The organism is Providencia sp. PROV175 (assembly GCF_032707045.1).
In the GTDB taxonomy this organism is placed as follows: domain Bacteria; phylum Pseudomonadota; class Gammaproteobacteria; order Enterobacterales; family Enterobacteriaceae; genus Providencia; species Providencia hangzhouensis.
This window is the reverse complement of record NZ_CP120533.1, coordinates 1,980,508-1,997,212: the sequence shown is the minus strand read 5'-3', so window position 1 is coordinate 1,997,212 and position 16,705 is coordinate 1,980,508. Positions and strand designations below refer to the sequence as shown.

Genomic DNA, 16,705 nt, shown 5'->3' with positions numbered 1-16,705 from the left:
AGTAAACACAATCAATTCCCCCTTCTCATCGTTACCCCATGCCGGAAATTAAGCACAAAAAAACTCTGAGGATGATAAACACCCTCAGAGTTTTTAATGGAATATTAAATTTTATTATTTAATTTTCTTGATACGCACATCCGTTGGAACGGAAACTGGTGAGTTATCTTTAAAGTACTGCATTAACGCTTCGTTATCTGGCAGGCTATAAACACGGTCTTTACCTTGGTTGAAGGCAGAGAAACGGCTACCACCCGTTGCTAAGAATTCATTCGCAGCAACACGATAGCTTTTATTCATGTCTAACGGCTTACCGTTTAATTTCATTGATTTTTGAATAACTTTATCACCCACTGGGCGGCTGTCATCCCACTCGTAGTAAAAACCTTTAGAAACTGGCATAACTTGCGGACGAGCACGATCCCACTGCTGCTCAAGCGCTTGTTTAATTTGTGCACCTGTTAGCGATTGCGTAACAACCACGTTAGAGAATGGCTGGACAGTGAAAATATCACCGTAAGTTAATTCCCCTGCTTTCATATCAGCACGAATACCGCCACTGTTCATAAACGCAATTTGCGCACCACCCGCTTCTTTGCTGGAAGCTGCATATAATTGCCCATCAGCAATAATCTTACCTAGAGTTGAATCTCCTGCAGGCAATAATTTTTTATCCACATTTGCTGTTAAAGAGCCCATCACTTGTTGCGAAATAGGCAAGGCGATTTTTTCGTATTTTTGTACGAACGTGGTTAACTCAGGGTTTTTCTCATAACGGCTCGTTTCAACAGGGATATTCTTTGCATTGATACTAACAATATCTTTCGTATTTCTATCAATCTCAATATTCAATTGAGATAATAAAGTCCCGTTAGACTGGGCTGAAATTACTGTCATCCCATTGATTTCACAATTGTAAGCTTGGTGTGTATGACCGCTGACAACAAAGTCTACATTCGCATCTAATTGTTTAACGATATCAACGATTGGGCCTTTGATATTATCACAACGGTTAATATCTTTAACTTTGGTATCAACTTGTTGTGTTGCGCCTTCATGGATCAGAACACCGATACTGTTAATACCTTGTGCTTTTAATAATTTCACTTGGTTATTAATAGTTTCGACTTCATTTTTGAATTCTAACCCTGCGGTTCCACTTGGTGTCACGATAGCTGGCGTACCTTCTAACGTTAAACCAATAAATGCCATTGGAATGCCATCAAACTCTTTAATAAAGTAAGATGGGAACAGAGTTTCTCCTGTTTCTTTCACAATAACGTTGGCCGCTAAGTAGTTAAAATTAGCACCATCAAAGGAATCTTTACCCACACAACCTGCTGTTGGGTGACAGCCGCCGTTTTGTTTTCTCAGCAGCTCTTCTTTACCTTTATCAAACTCATGGTTACCAACTGCACTGGTTTCCATACCAATCGCACTTAAGGCTTCAATGGTAGGTTCATCATAAAACATCGATGACAGTAATGGGCTTGCCCCGACTAAATCACCCGCGCCAACAACGATAGTTTTATCATTTTGCGCTCTTAATTGATTAACCAGCGTGGCAATTGACTCAATACCACCTAATTTACCATCACCTGGGGCTTGTAAAGCCCCATGGAAATCATTAATACCAATGACTTGTACTTTTACGGTATCTGTATTTTTGGGAGCACAACCCGCTAAAAGTGCACCAGAAATGAGCAGTGTGAGTAATCCAATTTTATGTTTCATTTATTTTACCTTTTTTAATCCTTTTCAACTATCGACTACATTTTGAAACGATAAGTCGTTGTCATTGATCCAGATAACGAGTGTGCACGACGTGAGTGGCCATCATATAATTTTGGCGTCGTGTAGTCGTTCTCCTGACGGTGGTGCCAACCCAGACCGCCACTTAACGAAACAGAAAGGTTTTCAGTTGGTTTCCAATAGCTGAATAGACCGAATTGACCTTGTTTTAATCTTTCACCTTCATATTTAAATTCTGAATAGTTAGTACGCGCACCAACAGAGAGTTCTTTACTAATACGATACTCTGCCGCCATTGCAACCATGGTTTCACCATCGCGTACGTAGTCGATATCTGCATAGGCTGGTGAGTTAAAACGGCCACGAGTGTTACCAATTGGGTTACGCGCAAACTGGCCTACGCCATTCGCTTTTTTCGCTTGGGTATGAGTTAAACCTGTGCTTAACGTCCAAGGTGATTCAGGAATACGCCATTCTGCCGTTCCTGCGTAGTGCCATGCACGTTTGTCAAAATTACGCTTCCCTTTTTGTTTATCGGTTTCAGTACGTTTACCATCACTACCGTATTCATGGTTATAGATTTGTGTACCTAGTGTCACATCTGAAGTCAGTTTATATTTTGCTTCTAAACCTTGCTGACGGAATAAATCATCTGCTTGACCATAGAAATAGTATACTTTCAATGGTTTAGTATTGTAGTTAATACCACCTGTAATGACATGATTAACATTGTGTCGAACACCATTAGCATCAGTGAAATACATGGCATCAATATTTGGGCTATCGCGACGCATGACTTTCTTATCGAGATATAATAAATCCAAACTCCAATCACTGATCGCAGTATTAGTGTAGTAACCGCTATAACTGTTCAATGATAAACGCTGTGAATTCGTGAAAATACCCGTATTTTTCAGCGTAAACCAACCTGCTTTCGCATTAAATTTTACTGGCTCAAGGTCCAGTTTTACTTTTGCATAACGTTGACCAATTTTGTTGTACCCTTTCGCATGGCCATCATCATTATATAAAATTGCACGGGAGGCGAAGTCTTTACTTGCCCCCAGTTTGATACCGCCGTAATAAGAGGCATCAAAGCCAATTACATCAGCAAAATAACCTGATTTGAAATCTGCTTGAAAGTTTTGTCCCCAAGCATTCGCAACTTGTTTTCGATAACGGTTTTCGTTTTTATCAAAACGGTTTTCTGTTTTTAAGTATTTCCACATGTTACGGGTTGACAGCTCTAGCTCCGAATCCGCAATGAATGAGTTTTCCTTGATAGAATCTTCCCAGTTGCTGGCATTTGCCATTGCTACCGCTAAATAGCAAGGAGAAAGCATTAATAACGCAATATTTTTAACTTTCATTGGAATTAACCTAGTTAATGATTATTTGAATTAATTTTATGCTGTACCATGTTTCCATGAACAACAAAACACCATTTTTATTTTTAGCTTAATAAAACAATTTAACTTAAAGACAAACAGATACATCCATTTCAAACACATAAGTCATTTTAAATATAAAATTCAATACAGTATTTTCCTGTATTTGTGTTTACTTATTACTATGAATAGAAATATTCCTTATAGGAATTCAAAAATACATTATTGATTCGATAGCGCCACTTACTCATATTTGGTGTTTATCTAGCTTAAACCTCACACTTCGGCACTGTATTTATCGGCACTGTATTATTTATTAAGAAAAAATTGCACTTTATTTCCTATATAATTTTTTAGAGCAAAAAATATCCCTGAGAAATAATCATCTCAAATAAATTTGAATATTTAACTTAAAATGCAACTATTAAATTGCTATTTTTTTAATTGATTACTTATCACTCTAAATTGTCATAAATCTTTCATAATACGAATGCTATCGTAATTTTATGTCAATTAAAACGATCGCTGTCACAACACGCCACATCAGTTGCAATAAGCTACTTTTTAATAGTGATGTATATCACGTTTTATTTTAAGGTAAATTTAATATGTAACTCATTATTTTGAATAGAATTTTATCGGCAATTCATTTATTTGTTAACTCATCCACTTAAATAGGTATTTGTAATAGCTTTATACATATTGGCTATATGTATAAAATTTCACCCAATAGAAACTTTCATATGAATGCGTAGTATTTGTTGATGTATATTTACTCATGATCGTTCTATAGCCCCCTCATAAGAGAAAGTATTATTCTCTGTAGGCAAATTTAAATTAAGTAACACTTGAGCAAATGATAGGCACAAATAGTTATTAAGCACTGATTAAATCATTCTATTTTTCATTTATTTAAAATCATCTTAACTTTTTTAGATGATTGCTTTCATTATTAAAATTAACATAGCTATACCCAGCACTCTAACCATATAAAAACCCAGACTTAATGCAAATGTATGGTTATTTATTTCAATTAAACTCAAAATATAATTACCAACAAATAAAATAATCAAAATTTCTATTTTATTTTTTCAAAAATGAAACATAACACTAATGAGATTAATAAAAACCTTCTAATTATTTTTAATAGTGAAATAAGTATTAGTTCATTTTTATCAAATATAGTCGAAAAGAACATTGAGATTAACTGTAAAAAAACAAGAAAGTTACGGGTAACTTTTACCACAAGTCATAATTTTATTATTTTATTCATGCAAAGCAATTTGTCTTTTTTGCGTACTTATGCAAAAAAGCCAGTAATAAATTACTGGCCTTTCAGATGTACTAGAAATTATTAGCGATGTTCTTGCCAGCGCTCATGCAAATCAACGAGTTGACGATGGCTATTTTTCCAACGCTCAACTGCTTGCAACTCTGTTAAACTATATTGTCGGCCGCTATGATATAGCTTAGAAGCTTGGCTATCATATTGTTTCGGTAAGTTATCTAAGACGCTGACTGCACCTTCACGATTATTACAGACTAAAATCATGTCGCATCCCGCATTCAACGATGCTTGGGCTCTTTCAGGATAACTTCCCATCACCGCAGCGCCTTCCATCGATAAATCATCAGAGAAAATGACACCATGAAAACCAAGTTGCTCTCGCAATACTGATTTTAACCAAAATGGTGAACCGCTCGCAGGGCGATCATCAGCTTGGGTATAAATAACATGAGCAGGCATCACTGCATCGAGTAGTTCTCGCTGAATAAAGTCTTTAAAGATCAACATATCTTTACCACGAATTTTCTCCAAGGAGCGGTCATCCCGTGGTGTTTCTTTATGTGAATCAGCTTTCACTGCACCGTGACCAGGAAAGTGTTTCCCTGTCGTTTTCATACCCGCACTGCGCATACCTTTAATAAAACGTTCTGCCATGATCATCGCAATTTCAGGGTCTTCGTGGAATGAGCGTTCGCCTATCGCAATACTTTGATGGCCAAGATCCAAAACAGGTGCAAAACTAATATCAATATCCATGGCTATCATCTCTGATGCCATTAACCAACCCGCCTCTTCAGCGAGTTTAGCACCATCGATTTCACTATTGAGTGCTGCAAATGCCTGAGCAGAAGGCAATGCGGTGAAACCATCACGGAAACGTTGTACTCGACCACCTTCTTGGTCAACAGCTATCAACAACCGGTGTCTTGATGCATCACGAATTTGGCGGACAAGCTCTCGTAATTGGGCTGCGTCATGAAAGTTACGGGTAAACAGTATTAACCCCCCCACGGATGGGTGAGCTAATATTTCGCGCTCTTCGTTGTCCAATTCATAACCCTGAACATCTAGCATTATAGGGCCCATAACATGCCTCACTTATTAAACTAATTGTCTTAATCCGATACTGTTTTCTGATAGCCTTTGGCTATCAACCTATTAAACCAAAATATTGTCGTAATAATTGTGAGTGTACCAAAAAGTCAGTTGACTGGCTTTCATTCCACTGCACTTCATACCACATTAATGTCATATATTTTACCCAAGGTGCCCATGATTGACAGCTTTTCGCCAATTGCTGTTTGTCTCGATAAGCACCGTGAACATCACAATATTGCCTCAAGAAAAAATCTCGCTGAATGTCTGTCAGACCATTAAATTGGAAATAGGTTTCTAAAGAGAATGCGATATCTGTATTTGCCGCATACTCCCAATCCAATAGCATTAGCTGCCCTGTTGATGTGCATATAATATTCTTTGCATGAATATCCATATGGGCAGGCGCGAGCTTCAGCATTTTTGGGAAAGAGGCAGAGGTAAAATGGCGATGGAGTTTTTTCCAGCGAGGTGATAACCGTTTTTTATCAATTAAATAGCCGTAATGAGATATTTCATTGCGGAGTTGTAAATGATACCCCAGCAGTGGAGCACAATGTAATTGTGTGACTATATTTACAAGCTCGCACTGAAAACTAGGTAACAAAAAAGTATTGTTATCAGGGTGTTGCCCTTCACACCACCCTAATAATAACCATTGTGAATTCCGACCAATCACTTGAGGTGTAAATGAATAAGCGCGTAATTGCTGCAATATCCGCGCTTCTTTCTTTCGGTCAACATACAAAGCAGTTTGTGCATTTCCATCTGCACGCGCTATCAGCTTCACTTCGCGAGCAGATAGAAAACATTCCAGTAAATAACTTCCACCTGACAACCCTGTTAGTGAGGATATTTTCCAATCGCGTACAGATATTGTAGGAAAATGTGTCACTAACAGTCGAAAAAGTGACTGCTGGTTACTCAATATTGTGCTTTCCAGTCCAAACAATTTCACCCGTTTGCACATCCATCAACTGCATTTCAAGGCTTCTTTCTTTATTTGAACCTGACATCACGCTGTAAATCACATACTCCGCTTGGACATAGCGGCCTAACCCTATCGCTTTGCTACGGGTGACTAAGCTGTCTTCTTGTGATAAACCGAGTGTTTTACGTGCGGAACTCACCACACTGGCGGGAACCACTTTAAAACGATTGGTGTTCTCAACCGCGGTTGTCATAACTGATGTTACAGTTTGCACCGGTATTGAACCATTCGTGTTATTTTTCACTGAATCAACTAACAGTACTTTGCCGTTTTCGACCCCATCCGCACTGGCCATTTGGTTAACTAAAGGTGTAATGGAAGCGGACCAATCTGTTGTTTGTTGCTTTGGTGGAGTTGGAACAACATCAACGGGTGGCGGAGTCACTTCTGGTTGTTTTTCCGGCTCTACTGGCACAATTGGAGGTTGTGTACCTGGTTGTTGAGGTGGATATGAAGGGCACCCAGCCAAAATTAATGTCGCGGCAGCAACCATTAAGATGCGTTTCATTATTATTCTCCGGCCTTTGACGATAAAAATACATGAACACGTACATTTGTTGCACGTGGAGAAGAAGTCACAGCACGAACTTTCACATCAGAATTTGCTGCGATTTGCTGATACAAGGTATTCGATGTTTCTACGTTTAACCCTTGCTTATCATACCAGTATAAACGATAAGCAATATTCACCACTTTAGGCTGTGAATTACTCATGTTAATAGTAGCGATAGTTTGATGATTTTCACTACCTATCACTGGGTTTTCGACAATGACCCCTTGTGCAAGTACTGCGGGCTCCATAATGATGCGCTGTTGCTCATTAAAAACCAGCCCTTGTGTTTTCTTAAATATGCAACCACTTAGCAACACAGTTACCAAAGCAAGTAATGCAATACGGTTCATTGCCGATCCCTTATTATTTCGCCAATAGCGGCCCTAATGGGCGACCACCCACTAGATGCATGTGGATATGAAACACTTCTTGCCCTGAATGTTCATTGCAGTTCATGATTAAACGGTAGCCATTCTCTGCAATACCTTCTTCTTTGGCTATTTTCGCTGCAACAGTAAACAAACGGCCTAATGCAAGTTCGTCATCCACAGTAACATCATTAACAGTTGGAATTAATTTATTAGGAATAATAAGAATATGAGAAGGTGCTTGCGGCGAAATGTCACGAAATGCGGTGACAAGTTCATCTTGGTAAACCACGTCTGCTGGGATCTCGCGACGGATAATTTTACTGAAAATCGTTTCTTCTGCCATTTCAATTTCCTTAGTCATTTAATCGTTCTAGTGAACTAATTTATACGTTATTTGTGCCAACATTTAAATGAAACAAACGATTGAAGTTTTGTGTCGTAATTTCAGCGAGTTGCTCAACACTAACCCCCTTTAGCACCGCCATATACTCAATAACATCCCGGACGTACGCGGGTTGGTTTTCCCTGCCACGATGAGGAACAGGAGCCAAATATGGCGAGTCAGTTTCGACTAAAATTCGGTCTAAAGGAACAACACGGGCGGCTTCTCTAATTTGCTCTGCGTTACGAAATGTGACGATCCCTGAAAATGAGATATACATACCTAAATCGAGTAGTTCAACAGCCGTATCTTTATCTTCAGTAAAGCAGTGTAATACTCCGCCACAGTCCATCACGTTTTCTTCGCGTAGAATAGATAAGGTGTCTTCTCGTGCCGCACGAGTATGCACAATGACGGGTTTATTGACTTCACGACCTATGCGAATGTGCTGACGAAAAGACTCTTGCTGCAACGCGGCATTCTCTTGCTGATAATAGTAATCCAGCCCAGTTTCTCCTAGCGCAACAACCTCATTTCCTGCGGCTAATTGTGCTAGTCGTGCGAAATCATATCCTTCGTCTAAATTGAGAGGATGAATACCACATGAAAAAGCAATATTGTCACGCATGCCAATCATTTTTTTCATGCTTTCAAAACCGTGCAACGTTGTTGCAACAGCTAACATGAAACGGACATCACGGGCCGAAGCCTTTGCGATAACATCGTCGACATTCGTATGTAATTTTTCATAATCTAAACAGTCGAGATGACAGTGTGAATCAACAACAAACATATTTAACTCTTTTTAAAATGTAGGGAGAGACAACGAAGCTTCCCATTGTAATAATTGATTTGTCAGAATCAGTTCCTGATTCAGTGCAGGAACTGTCAGTAATTGATGGCGGCAATATAACCACTTATCATACATATTTATTAACTGTGTTCGATTCATAGCACCAGCTAATTGCAGAACTTGAGATTGCTGATCTTGGTTGATGCAAAAAGCCCCAGCCCCTTGTTGAATTTTAATAGCATCCGCCAATAAGCTAAGTAGCCAATTTAAGGCATCAGGCGCTTCATCAATATTCAAACTAGGCAGCAAACTCAACATATCCCCCGTTTGCAATGCATGACCTAAACTATGGCATAGTGCATTACGTTTTTGCCAGCGTTGTTCATCCAATAAGGCTAGCGCAGAAAGTGGCGCACCTTGGCATATTTTTAATGCCGTTATCGCATTTTCAACAGCAATACCCGGCTTTTGCTTTTGCAACCAGTAGAGTGCTATTTGTGGATCGGGAGCAGGTAAGAAATGACTTAGGCAACGGCTGCGAATGGTCGCAAGCAAATTCTCTTGTTTATCACTTCCAAGTAAAAAGTAAGTATCCTTTGCTGGCTCTTCCAATGTTTTCAATAACGCATTAGCTGCTGCATCTGTCAATGCTTCAACCTGTGGAATATACACCACTTTGTTGCCGCCTTGTTGAGCATGGCGACTCAAGGTTTCAATCAATTTTCTAACCGCATCAACACTAACAGTAGACTTCCCTTTTTCTACTTCAATAATATGATAGTCAGGATGATTACCCGCGAGCATCAAACGACAGCTGTGGCATTGCCCACAGCTTTTTAGCCCGTCTCTTTCTTGGCAAATAAGCCAACGACTAATTCCATAGCATAGTGCTTGTGCCCCATTTCCCGGTATTGAGTGAAGCAGTAACGCATGGTGGCCTCTACCGTTTTGGTACGCAGTAATAATTTGTCGGTAAGGTTCATTTAACCAAGGATACCAATTCATGGGATTAATACCTTATGTGGTTTATCAAGCACGCGCTAACCATTGTGTCAACGTTTGGCGAATATCTTGCTGTACTTGCTCAATGTTTTGGCTGGCATCAATAGTGAGTATCGTTTCATCACCCGCAGCCAGCTCAAGATAACGGCTGCGTGTTCTTTCGAAAAAGGCTAACGATTCTTTTTCAATTCTATCTAATTCACCCCGTGACCTTGCACGTTGTAAACCTAATTCAGGAGGTAAATCAAGGTATAAGGTTAATGAAGGTTTGAAATCGCCCAACACTAAGTCACGTAATGATTGCATCAAATGACGATCAATTTCACGTCCACCCCCCTGATACGCTTGGGAAGATAAATCATGACGGTCACCGACCACCCATTTGCCAGCCGCTAATGCAGGTTGGATCACTGTATCAACCAGTTGTACACGGGCTGCATATAACATCAGCAATTCAGCCTTATCCGTGACTTTATCACCTGCAATACCTTGCTTTATCAGCTCACGGAGTTTCTCTGCCAATGGCGTTCCACCAGGCTCGCGAGTAAAGACAATATCTGTGATCCCTGCTTGGTTCAACGTTTCCACAACCGTATTGATTGCAGTTGTTTTACCAGCTCCTTCGAGTCCTTCAATAACAATAAATTGGTTTTTCATTTTTATCAGTTTTGCTGTTCAAATTGGCGGTAAACTTTAACGGCACGATTGTGGTCGTTTAAATTACGACTAAAAGTATGCCCACCTTTACCATCTGCGACAAAGAATATGTAATCCGTTTTAGCCGGATGTGCGGCAGCCTTTAACGATGCAAGGCTCGGCATTGCAATCGGTGTTGGTGGCAAACCATCAATCTTATAAGTATTGTATGGTGTGTAATTATCTAAATCACTACGATAAATTTTACCACGATACTTTTCACCTAACCCATAGATGACGGTTGGGTCGGTTTGTAGACGCATATTTTTCTTTAAGCGGTTAACAAATACGGATGCAACCTGTGCTCTTTCACTATCAATACCGGTTTCTTTTTCAATAATCGAAGCCATAATAAGCATTTCATAGGCATTCTTATAGGGTAAATCCCTATCACGCCCTTTCCACTCTTCATCAAGGCTGTTTTGCATACGTTTATAAGCACGTTTTAAAATTTCAGCGTCTGTTGTCCCCGCTGTATATAAATAGGTATCAGGATATAACCACCCTTCTAAAGTCCCTTCTCCGTTAAACCCAATCAGGGCATGCAGTTCTGTCGGGGTTAAGTTGGTGGTTTTATGCTCTAAGTAAGGAGCATCACGTAAAATATTACCCCAATCACTTAAACGGTTACCTTCAATAAAACGGATCGAAAATTGTGCTTCTTTACCACTTACAATTAATTGTAGTAGTTGTTCCACATTCATACCCGGTTGCAGGCGGTAAGTTCCTGCTTTTAGCTGAGCCAGTTCAGGGCGTAGTTTGAGTAACCATTGAAATTCATTTCCTTTTTCAAGAATTTTATCTTCTATAAGTAACCCTTCAAATGCGACACGTCCAGTTCCCGCAGGTACCGTAAAAATTTTTTCTTGTGTGATATTGATAGGCGTTTTGGCATAGTCCAGTACTTGACGATATTGCCAATAGACCGCGGCTGCGACAATAGCAGCCAAGGTAACGGCGATTAGAATGATTTTTTTGGCTAATTTCATTTATTGACCATTTCAATGCGTGTGTTGGTAACAATTAATTCATTTATAAAAACTAAATTTTGCAACGCAAAAATAGATACTCAAACAGCTCACGAGACGCAAATTGTAATGGTGGAAGTTGTTTATCCATTTGAATACTTTGTACCGGTAAAACTGGCATCAGCGCATTACAAATAACCACTTCATCACAATGAGTTAAGACGTTAGCAAAGCGTTCCACCTGTTGAAGATGGTACTGGCTATCTTGTAACAGTGATATTATCTTTTGTCTCATTAATCCATTCACACCACTATGAGATAAAACTGGGGTATACACTGTTTGACCAATTCGCCAGAAAACATTAGCACTACAGCATTCAACAATAATACCGTCGGTGTCTAGCACAATAGCTTCATCTGCATTAAGTTCATCAACCTCTTGCTTAATAAGGACTTGTTCTAAGCGGTTGAGGTGTTTCATCCCTGCTAGCAATGGGTTACGAGCCAATGGAATTTGGCTGAGAACGAGGTTAGCCCCTTTGCACTGTAATTGGGCATAATTATTCGGGAAGGGAGAAACGCTGACTATCACCGTCGGCGAGGTAAAACCTTTAGAGCTATATCCTCTACCACCAGCACCGCGACTAATAATCACTTTGACCACAAATTCGTCTTGAGTCTGTTCTGCACAAACCTGCTTTAGATGCTCTGCCAACCTTTCCCAATCTGGCTGAACAATTTTCAATCTTTGGCTATCGTGCTTTAACCGAACAATATGCTCATTTAACATTTTAGCTTGCTGATTAACGCCATGTATGGTCGTAAAGCAGCCATCCCCAAAAGAGACTGCGCGATCAGTAACACTTATTTGCTGGCAAAGCTGCCCATTAACCCAATATGACATTGATAATACTTATAATAAAAGCTGATAAATCAGACAGTAATCAAGTGGGATTATCATAAACTAAAGCGAAGAACTGTGCAAAGAACTGGGCAAAATAAAGCCCCAGCCACAATACGTGACTAGGGCTAATAACTAACGGTAATAGATTAATTATTCGCCGTGATAACGACGGAAAATTAATGAACCGTTGGTGCCACCAAAACCAAACGAGTTACACAGAGCATACTCCATGTTATCCACTTTACGTGCTTCACCTGGAACAAAATCCAGTTTGCACGCTTCATCTGGGTTATCCAAATTAATGGTAGGTGGAACAATTTGATCGCACAATGCCAAAATAGTGAAGATTGACTCAATAGCACCTGCAGCACCAAGTAAGTGCCCAGTCATTGATTTAGTTGAGCTGACTAATACATCTGTGCCCTCACCAAATACATTAACGACTGCTTGCGCTTCTGCTAAATCGCCTGCAGGAGTTGAAGTACCGTGAGCATTGATATACCCCACGTCACTCGCTTTGATTCCTGCGTCATTTAGTGCATTTTCCATTGCAAGTGCTGCACCCGCACCATTTTCAGGTGGTGATGTCATATGGTAAGCATCACTGCTCATCCCAAAACCTGCAATTTCAGCATAAATTTTTGCACCGCGTGCTTTCGCATGTTCATATTCTTCAAGAATAATGATACCTGCGCCATCTCCCAGAACAAAACCATCACGGTCTTTATCCCATGGGCGACTTGCCGCTTGCGGGTCATCGTTGCGAGTCGATAATGCACGCGCTGCACCGAAACCAGCCACACCAAGTGGTGTAGTCGCTTTTTCAGCGCCGCCTGCAACCATTACATCGGCGTCACCGTAAGCAATCATACGAGCTGCATGACCAATATTATGCACACCTGATGTACAGGCAGTTGCAATTGAAATACTTGGACCACGGAAACCGTACATAATGCTTAAATGACCAGCCACCATATTAATGATGGTCGATGGTACGAAGAATGGACTTACCTTACGAGGCCCACCGTGCAGTAATGACTCACAGTTGTCCTGAATTAAGCCTAACCCACCAATACCAGAACCAATCGCTGCACCAATTCGAGTAGCATTGGCTTCTGTTACTTCCAATCCAGCATCTTTAAAGGCTTGAAAGCCCGCGGCGATACCATATTGGATAAATGGGTCCATTTTCTTAGCATCTTTACGGGAGATGCCAAATTCTTCGTAATTGAAATCTTTTACTAAGCCAGCAAATTTAGTTGCGTGGTTAGTAGTATCAAAATGATCGATTAGGCTGATACCACTCTGTCCGTCACAAACAGCTTTCCATGATGACTCAACTGTGTTGCCGACAGGAGATAACATGCCCAGTCCGGTTACGACTACACGACGCTTAGACACGTATTTCCTCCAAGGAGGGAAAAGTTACAAAAGGAACATAGGCGATCGAGTGATCGCCTAGATAAGTTTTTCGTACAATTATTTAGATGCGTTCTCGACGTAGTCAATCGCAGCCTGTACTGTTGTGATCTTTTCAGCTTCTTCGTCAGGGATTTCGCAATCGAACTCTTCTTCCAGAGCCATAACCAGCTCAACTGTGTCAAGAGAATCAGCGCCCAAGTCATCAACAAATGAAGCTGTATTTACAACTTCTTCCTCTTTAACACCCAGTTGTTCAACGATGATTTTCTTAACGCGTTCTTCGATAGTGCTCATACTATTAAAATTCCTATCAAAACTCGCTTTCGCGATGGTTTTCGTAGTTTATGAAATACAGGAAAAGATACAACCCAATCCCGGCTGTTGGAACTATTATTTTGCATTATTTAGCGTTAGATAACACTAATAATGCAAATAGTTCCATCATTTCTTTAGATCATGTACATGCCACCATTGACATGCAATGTTTCACCTGTGATGTAAGCAGCTTCATCAGAAGCTAAAAACGCTACAGCACTGGCAATTTCTTGTGCATCACCCAGTCTATCCGCAGGAACCTGAGATAAAATGCCTGCACGCTGTTCATCTGTCAATGCTTTAGTCATATCAGTTTCGATAAAACCAGGTGCAACGACGTTGACAGTGATACCACGAGAAGCGACTTCACGAGCCAATGATTTACTAAAACCAATTAACCCCGCTTTCGCTGCTGCATAGTTAGTTTGCCCCGCATTTCCCATCACACCGACAACGGATGCAATTGAAATAATACGTCCACAACGTTTTTTCATCATGGCACGCAAAACGGATTTAGACAAACGGTAAACGGATGAAAGATTGGTGTCAATAATATCTTGCCATTCATCTTCTTTCATACGCATCAATAGGTTATCACGAGTGATACCTGCATTATTAATCAAAATATCAATTTCACCAAATTCTTCACGGATTTTGGTCAAAGTTTCTTCGATTGATGCTGCATCAGTCACGTTTAACGCTAAACCTTTACCTTTACCATCAAGATAAGCGGTAATGGCTTCTGCGCCTTTTTCGCTGGTTGCTGTTCCGATAACGGTAGCACCACGAGCAATTAATGTTAAAGCAATAGCTTTACCAATTCCACGACTCGCGCCTGTTACCAGTGCAATTTTTCCTTCAAAGCTCATGTCGTCCTCAGCTATTTTCTAAAGCAGTGCTTAATGATACAGGATCATTGACTGCGACGGCAGTTAAATTAGAGACAATTCGCTTGGTAAGACCAGTCAATACTTTTCCTGGGCCTACTTCAATAAGATGTTCAACACCTTGATCTGCCATTAATTCTACTGTTTCCGTCCAGCGTACTGGATTATACAGTTGACGGACTAAAGCATCACGAATATTTTGTGCCGATTTCTCAATTTTAACATCAACATTATTAATAACTGGATAGTCTGGCTCACAAAAATCAATTTTTTCTAACGCTTCGGCTAATTTATCAGCAGCTGGCTTCATTAATGCACAATGAGACGGAACGCTAACAGATAATGGCAACGCACGTTTAGCCCCCGCTTCTTTACATGCGATACCCGCACGTTCAACTGCGGCTTTTTCACCCGCAATCACGACTTGGCCCGGTGAATTAAAATTAACCGGTGAAACAACTTGGCCTTGAGAAGCTTCTTGGCAAGCTTTTTCAATTGATTCGTTATCTAAACCAATAATGGCATACATCGCACCAGTGCCTTCAGGAACGGCTTCTTGCATGAGTTTTCCGCGCAATTCAACCAGTTTAATCGCTTGTTTAAAGTCGATAACACCCGCGCAAACTAAAGCAGAATACTCACCAAGGCTGTGACCCGCCATCATCGTTGGCATTGCGCCATTTTTGTCTTTCCAAACACGGAAAATAGCCACAGAAGCTGCCAATAACGCAGGCTGTGTTTGCCATGTTTTGTTTAATTCTTCTTCTGGCCCATTTTGTACTAACGCCCAGAGATCGTAACCCAATGCTTCCGATGCTTCAGCGAATGTTTGCTCAACCAGCTGATTTTCTTCAGCCAATGCTGCTAACATCCCTAAAGACTGAGAACCCTGTCCGGGAAATACCATAGCAAATTGTGTCATGTCTATTTTCTCAGTTAATTAAAAACGAACCAATGCAGAGCCCCAAGTGAAACCGCCACCGAAGGCTTCTAAAAGCACAAGTTGACCACGCTGAATACGCCCATCACGCACCGCTTCATCCAACGCTGTAGGAACTGATGCAGCAGAAGTATTACCGTGACGGTCTAATGTGACAACGACTTTATCCATCGTCATATCTAATTTTTTCGCCGTCGCAGAAATAATTCTTAAATTTGCTTGATGTGGAACTAGCCAATCAAGTTCTTCTTTGGCAATACCGCTCTGTGCTAATGTTTCATCAACAATATGCGCTAATTCACGCACTGCAACTTTAAAGACTTCATTACCTGTCATGGTCAAATAGGCAGGGTCTTCAGAGCAACGGCTACGATTAGGTAATGTGAGTAAATCACCATAACGGCCATCTGCATGTAAATGCGTCGAAATGATACCCGGCTCTTCAGATTCGCCAATAACCACAGCCCCTGCCGCATCGCCAAATAAAATAATTGTGCCACGGTCTTCGGGATCTAATGTTTTAGATAATGCATCTGCACCAATAACTAATGCTTTTTTAGTCATGCCCGTTTTAACGAATTGATCAGCAATACTAATCGCATAAGTAAAACCTGCACATGCAGCTGCGACATCAAATGCCGCACAATCTTGAATACCAAGCATTTGTTGGATTTGGCAAGCTGCACTAGGGAAAGCGTGAGTTGCTGATGTGGTTGCGACGATAATTAAACCAATGTCTGTTGCATCGACTTGTGCCATGTCCAGCGCATTTTTGGCCGCATGAAAACCCATCACTGAAACACTTTCTTCTTCGTTAGCAATTCTTCTTTCATGTATGCCAGTGCGTGTCACAATCCACTCATCAGAAGTATCAACCATTTTTTCCAGATCAGCATTGGTACGTACTTGTGCTGGTAAGTAGCTGCCTGTTCCTAAGATTTTACTGTACATAGCCATA

The 16,705-nt window shown here is 40.5% G+C and carries 17 protein-coding genes; all 17 read right to left on the bottom strand.

All coding sequences use genetic code 11. The features are described 5' to 3' along the window. Positions 1 to 114: 114 nt before the first annotated feature. Positions 115 to 1,734: a bifunctional metallophosphatase/5'-nucleotidase gene (locus P3L44_RS08740; RefSeq protein ID WP_094960435.1), complete on the bottom strand. Its 1,620-nt coding sequence runs from the start codon at positions 1,732 to 1,734 to the stop codon at positions 115 to 117. Positions 1,735 to 1,769: 35 nt separating this feature from the next. Then, positions 1,770 to 3,122 carry an OprD family outer membrane porin gene (locus P3L44_RS08735; RefSeq protein ID WP_004253295.1) on the bottom strand — a complete coding sequence of 451 codons (1,353 nt, stop codon included), beginning with the start codon at positions 3,120 to 3,122 and terminating at the stop codon, positions 1,770 to 1,772. Between the two features lie 1,372 nt (positions 3,123 to 4,494). After that, positions 4,495 to 5,514, bottom strand: coding sequence for a beta-N-acetylhexosaminidase (nagZ, locus tag P3L44_RS08730; protein ID WP_140172524.1), 1,020 nt, complete (start codon positions 5,512 to 5,514; stop codon positions 4,495 to 4,497). 64 nt (positions 5,515 to 5,578) lie between these two features. Further along, positions 5,579 to 6,451, bottom strand: coding sequence for a phosphotransferase (locus tag P3L44_RS08725; RefSeq protein ID WP_140172525.1), 873 nt, complete (start codon positions 6,449 to 6,451; stop codon positions 5,579 to 5,581). Beyond that, on the bottom strand, positions 6,444 to 7,022 hold the full coding sequence (gene lpoB, locus P3L44_RS08720; RefSeq protein ID WP_004253278.1) for a penicillin-binding protein activator LpoB: 579 nt from the start codon (positions 7,020 to 7,022) through the stop codon (positions 6,444 to 6,446). The genes P3L44_RS08725 and lpoB overlap by 8 nt, the downstream gene beginning before the upstream one ends. A gap of 2 nt (positions 7,023 to 7,024) precedes the next feature. Beyond that, a complete protein-coding gene (locus tag P3L44_RS08715) occupies positions 7,025 to 7,417 on the bottom strand; it encodes a YcfL family protein (RefSeq protein ID WP_004253275.1) in 393 nt (130 codons plus the stop codon). Between the two features lie 13 nt (positions 7,418 to 7,430). After that, positions 7,431 to 7,781 carry a purine nucleoside phosphoramidase gene (gene hinT, locus P3L44_RS08710; protein ID WP_036957623.1) on the bottom strand — a complete coding sequence of 117 codons (351 nt, stop codon included), beginning with the start codon at positions 7,779 to 7,781 and terminating at the stop codon, positions 7,431 to 7,433. Positions 7,782 to 7,821: 40 nt separating this feature from the next. Then, complete coding sequence (locus P3L44_RS08705) at positions 7,822 to 8,613, bottom strand: metal-dependent hydrolase (RefSeq protein ID WP_004253269.1); 792 nt, start codon at positions 8,611 to 8,613, stop codon at positions 7,822 to 7,824. 12 nt (positions 8,614 to 8,625) lie between these two features. Continuing rightward, positions 8,626 to 9,618, bottom strand: a complete 993-nt coding sequence (holB, locus tag P3L44_RS08700; RefSeq protein ID WP_110591836.1) for a DNA polymerase III subunit delta' — start codon at positions 9,616 to 9,618, stop codon at positions 8,626 to 8,628. 24 nt (positions 9,619 to 9,642) lie between these two features. After that, a complete protein-coding gene (gene tmk / locus P3L44_RS08695; RefSeq protein WP_004253248.1) occupies positions 9,643 to 10,272 on the bottom strand; it encodes a dTMP kinase in 630 nt (209 codons plus the stop codon). A gap of 5 nt (positions 10,273 to 10,277) precedes the next feature. Beyond that, entirely contained in the window at positions 10,278 to 11,300 is a 1,023-nt protein-coding gene (gene mltG, locus P3L44_RS08690) for an endolytic transglycosylase MltG (RefSeq protein WP_140172527.1), read from the bottom strand. 52 nt (positions 11,301 to 11,352) lie between these two features. Continuing rightward, positions 11,353 to 12,183, bottom strand: a complete 831-nt coding sequence (pabC, locus tag P3L44_RS08685; protein WP_272662189.1) for an aminodeoxychorismate lyase — start codon at positions 12,181 to 12,183, stop codon at positions 11,353 to 11,355. A gap of 150 nt (positions 12,184 to 12,333) precedes the next feature. Beyond that, entirely contained in the window at positions 12,334 to 13,584 is a 1,251-nt protein-coding gene (gene fabF, locus P3L44_RS08680) for a beta-ketoacyl-ACP synthase II (RefSeq protein ID WP_071585850.1), read from the bottom strand. Positions 13,585 to 13,662: 78 nt separating this feature from the next. Next, complete coding sequence (gene acpP / locus P3L44_RS08675) at positions 13,663 to 13,899, bottom strand: acyl carrier protein (protein WP_004253236.1); 237 nt, start codon at positions 13,897 to 13,899, stop codon at positions 13,663 to 13,665. A gap of 155 nt (positions 13,900 to 14,054) precedes the next feature. Next, positions 14,055 to 14,789, bottom strand: coding sequence for a 3-oxoacyl-ACP reductase FabG (gene fabG, locus P3L44_RS08670; RefSeq protein ID WP_004253233.1), 735 nt, complete (start codon positions 14,787 to 14,789; stop codon positions 14,055 to 14,057). A 7-nt stretch (positions 14,790 to 14,796) separates the two neighbouring features. Beyond that, positions 14,797 to 15,729 (bottom strand): ACP S-malonyltransferase, encoded by a 933-nt coding sequence (fabD, locus tag P3L44_RS08665; protein WP_140172529.1) that lies wholly within the window; start codon positions 15,727 to 15,729, stop codon positions 14,797 to 14,799. A gap of 18 nt (positions 15,730 to 15,747) precedes the next feature. Beyond that, complete coding sequence (locus P3L44_RS08660) at positions 15,748 to 16,698, bottom strand: beta-ketoacyl-ACP synthase III (RefSeq protein WP_094960620.1); 951 nt, start codon at positions 16,696 to 16,698, stop codon at positions 15,748 to 15,750. Between the last annotated feature and the right edge of the window lie 7 nt (positions 16,699 to 16,705).

Coding starts and splice junctions, on each gene's coding strand:
- P3L44_RS08740 (WP_094960435.1), bottom strand. CDS start 1,734: ATGAAACATAAAATTGGATTACTCACACTGCTCATTTCTGGTGCACTT.
- P3L44_RS08735 (WP_004253295.1), bottom strand. CDS start 3,122: ATGAAAGTTAAAAATATTGCGTTATTAATGCTTTCTCCTTGCTATTTA.
- nagZ (WP_140172524.1), bottom strand. CDS start 5,514: ATGGGCCCTATAATGCTAGATGTTCAGGGTTATGAATTGGACAACGAA.
- lpoB (WP_004253278.1), bottom strand. CDS start 7,022: ATGAAACGCATCTTAATGGTTGCTGCCGCGACATTAATTTTGGCTGGG.
- P3L44_RS08715 (WP_004253275.1), bottom strand. CDS start 7,417: ATGAACCGTATTGCATTACTTGCTTTGGTAACTGTGTTGCTAAGTGGT.
- hinT (WP_036957623.1), bottom strand. CDS start 7,781: ATGGCAGAAGAAACGATTTTCAGTAAAATTATCCGTCGCGAGATCCCA.
- P3L44_RS08705 (WP_004253269.1), bottom strand. CDS start 8,613: ATGTTTGTTGTTGATTCACACTGTCATCTCGACTGTTTAGATTATGAA.
- holB (WP_110591836.1), bottom strand. CDS start 9,618: ATGAATTGGTATCCTTGGTTAAATGAACCTTACCGACAAATTATTACT.
- tmk (WP_004253248.1), bottom strand. CDS start 10,272: ATGAAAAACCAATTTATTGTTATTGAAGGACTCGAAGGAGCTGGTAAA.
- mltG (WP_140172527.1), bottom strand. CDS start 11,300: ATGAAATTAGCCAAAAAAATCATTCTAATCGCCGTTACCTTGGCTGCT.
- pabC (WP_272662189.1), bottom strand. CDS start 12,183: ATGTCATATTGGGTTAATGGGCAGCTTTGCCAGCAAATAAGTGTTACT.
- acpP (WP_004253236.1), bottom strand. CDS start 13,899: ATGAGCACTATCGAAGAACGCGTTAAGAAAATCATCGTTGAACAACTG.
- fabG (WP_004253233.1), bottom strand. CDS start 14,789: ATGAGCTTTGAAGGAAAAATTGCACTGGTAACAGGCGCGAGTCGTGGA.
- fabD (WP_140172529.1), bottom strand. CDS start 15,729: ATGACACAATTTGCTATGGTATTTCCCGGACAGGGTTCTCAGTCTTTA.
- P3L44_RS08660 (WP_094960620.1), bottom strand. CDS start 16,698: ATGTACAGTAAAATCTTAGGAACAGGCAGCTACTTACCAGCACAAGTA.